Source organism: Streptomyces sp. 13-12-16 (genome assembly GCF_002114215.1).
Taxonomy (GTDB): domain Bacteria; phylum Actinomycetota; class Actinomycetes; order Streptomycetales; family Streptomycetaceae; genus Streptomyces.
On record NZ_NCTE01000389.1, the window covers coordinates 1 to 2542 of the forward strand.

Here is a 2542-nt window from a genome sequence, read left to right on the forward strand (position 1 = left end):
ATCAGCCCGAGCGCCTCCAGTTCGGCGGCGACCGCCCCGGCCGTCGCGCGGGTCACGCCGAGTTCGGCGGTGAGCACCGCGCGGGTCGGCGCGCGTCCGGTGTGCACGAGCTCCAGCGCGGGTCCGAGCGCGCCGCGCCCCCGGTCCAGCCGCGTCCTGGAGGTGGTCCCTTCCCCCGCCGGCCGGGGGTCCGCCTTCCCGCTCATGGACGCGAGTCTGTCATGATCCGAACCCGGAGGCGGACCGCAGGCCGCTGACCCGCAGCGTGATGTTCAGCCGGCCGGTCAGTCCCAACTCGGGCGGTGCCGTGCCCGCGTGCACCCGGGGAACGCCGTGGTACGCGAGCCGGGAGGGTCCGCCGAAGACGAACAGGTCGCCGCTGCGCAGTTCCACGTCCGTCCAGGGCCGGTTCCGCGTCCCCGTGTTGCCGAAGCGGAAGACGCAGGTGTCGCCGAGGCTCAGCGACACCACGGGCGCGTCCGACTCCTCGTCGCCGTCGCGGTGCATGCCCATGCGGGCGTCGCCGTCGTAGAAGTTGACGAGCGCGATGTCGTACGCGGCACCGCGCGCGGCGTCCGCGCCCAGCGCGTCGGTCACCGCGCGGCGGCCCAGCTCGCCGAGCCGGCCGGGGAAGGGTTTCACCGGGGCGCCGTCACCGTCGACGACGGTGCGGGCGTAGCCGTACGGATACCAGTGCCACCCGAGGCACACCTGCCGGGCGGTCATGGTGCCGCCGCCGGGCGTGCGGACCGTGCGCAGTCCGGCGGGCGGCCGGGCCCACTCCCTGCACGCGTCGAGCAGCTCGCGCTGCGCCCGCGCGTCCAGCCAGTCCGGCACGTGCACCGCGCCGGGCGCGACCTCGCTCCGTGCCCGGGGGAACAGCCCGGCGTCCATGCCTCCCATGCCTCCATCCTGCCGGACGCGCCCTGAGCTGCGGCTGGGCTAGCCTGGTCGGACGATGAGCGACCGTATGACGACTGCGTGGGGCGAGCCGGTGCTGGCCAGGTTCCCCGAGGACCCGCGGGACAGGCTGCGGGCCTGGGACGCCTCCGACGAATATCTCCTCAGGCATCTCGCCGACCGGCGGGTCCCGCTGTCCGGCACGGTCGTGGTCGTCGGCGACCGCTGGGGCGCGCTGGTGACGGCGCTCGCCGCGCACCGGCCGACGCAGATCACCGATTCCTGGCTCGGGCAGGAGGCGACCCGCGCGAACCTGGCCCGCAACGGCGTCGAGCCGGGCGCGGTGCGGCTGCTCACCACGCAGGATCCCCCGCCGGTCCGGATCGACGTCCTGCTCGTCCGGGTGCCGAAGAGCCTGGCGCTGCTGGAGGACCAGTTGCTGCGGCTGGCGCCGGCGGTGCACGAGGGCACGGTCGTCGTCGGCACCGGCATGGTGAAGGAGATCCACACCTCGACGCTGGACCTCTTCGAGCGGATCCTCGGCCCGACCAGGACCTCGCTCGCGGAGAAGAAGGCCCGGCTGATCCTCTGCACTCCGGACCCCGCGCCGGTCCGCCCCGCGAACCCCTGGCCGTACCGCTACACGCTGCCCGACGGCATCGGTCCGGTGTCGGGCGCGACGGTCGTCAACCACGCCGGCGTCTTCTGCGCCGACCGCCTCGACATCGGCACCCGGTTCTTCCTGAAGCACCTGCCCGCCGGCAAGGACGGCGGACGGGTGGTGGACCTGGGCTGCGGCAACGGCGTCGTCGGTACGGCGATGGCGCTGGCGGACCCGCGCGCCGAGGTGCTGTTCGTGGACGAGTCGTTCCAGGCGGTGGCGTCCGCGCAGGCCACGTACCGGGAGAACGACGTTCCCGGGCACGCCGAGTTCCGGGTCGGCGACGGCCTGTCGGGCATACCGGCCGGCAGCGTCGACCTGGTCCTGAACAACCCGCCCTTCCACTCCCACCAGGCGACCACCGACGCCACGGCCTGGCGCATGTTCACCGGCGCCCGGCGCACCCTGCGCCGGGGCGGCGAACTGTGGGTGGTCGGCAACCGTCACCTGGGGTACCACGTGAAGCTGCGACGGTTGTTCGGCAACAGCGAGGTGGTGGCGTCGGACCCGAAGTTCGTGGTCCTGAAGGCCGTGAAGCGGTAGCTCAGGACCGCGCGGAGGCCGGATCGAGCGCCCCGATGACCGCCGTCACCGCCCGTGTCATCGCCTCCCGGCCCACCGTGAGGTAGCCGCGGGAGTCGACCGCCGCGGGGTGGGCGGTGAGGAACTCCCTGATCGCGCCGGTCATGGCGATGTTCAGGGCCGTCCCCACGTTGACCTTGGCGATGCCGCCCGTGACCGCCGCCGCGAGTTCGTCGTCGGGGAGGCCGGAGGAGCCGTGCAGGACGAGGGGGACGTCCAGGGCGGCGGCCAGCCGTCCGAGGAGGGCGTGGTCGAGGGCGGCGGTGCGGGTGGTCATGGCGTGGGTGGTGCCGACGGCGACGGCCAGCGCGTCCACGCCGGAGTCGGCGACGAAGGCGCGGGCCCGGTCGGGGTCGGTACGGGCGCCCGGGGCGTGGGCGTCCGGCGCGGCCTGCCCGC

Annotated in this window: 3 protein-coding genes and 1 pseudogene; 1 reads left to right on the forward strand and 3 read right to left on the reverse strand. The window is 74.4% G+C overall.

Annotated elements, in window-relative coordinates; all coding sequences use genetic code 11:
* Together B7767_RS16050 and B7767_RS16055 are read right to left on the reverse strand one after the other, a co-directional pair.
* Positions 1–206: pseudogene (locus B7767_RS16050) on the reverse strand (ROK family protein); the annotation flags it as partial.
* Between the two features lie 13 nt (positions 207–219).
* Positions 220–894 carry an alpha-ketoglutarate-dependent dioxygenase AlkB gene (locus tag B7767_RS16055; RefSeq protein ID WP_085572786.1) on the reverse strand — a complete coding sequence of 225 codons (675 nt, stop codon included), beginning with the start codon at positions 892–894 and terminating at the stop codon, positions 220–222.
* Between the two features lie 76 nt (positions 895–970).
* Between B7767_RS16055 and B7767_RS16060 the strand changes: the two genes are divergently transcribed.
* Positions 971–2104: a methyltransferase gene (locus tag B7767_RS16060; RefSeq protein ID WP_085572785.1), complete on the forward strand. Its 1134-nt coding sequence runs from the start codon at positions 971–973 to the stop codon at positions 2102–2104.
* Position 2105: 1 nt separating this feature from the next.
* Here B7767_RS16060 and B7767_RS16065 read toward each other — a convergent pair.
* Positions 2106–2542, reverse strand: a 437-nt coding sequence (locus B7767_RS16065) for a class II fructose-bisphosphate aldolase (protein ID WP_179167166.1), incomplete at its 5' end; no start/stop codon positions are given.

Bases quoted from the DNA above. Each gene is read 5' to 3' on its own strand.
- B7767_RS16055 (WP_085572786.1), bottom strand. From the start codon at position 894: ATGGACGCCGGGCTGTTCCCCCGGGCACGGAGCGAGGTCGCGCCCGGC.
- B7767_RS16060 (WP_085572785.1), top strand. From the start codon at position 971: ATGACGACTGCGTGGGGCGAGCCGGTGCTGGCCAGGTTCCCCGAGGAC.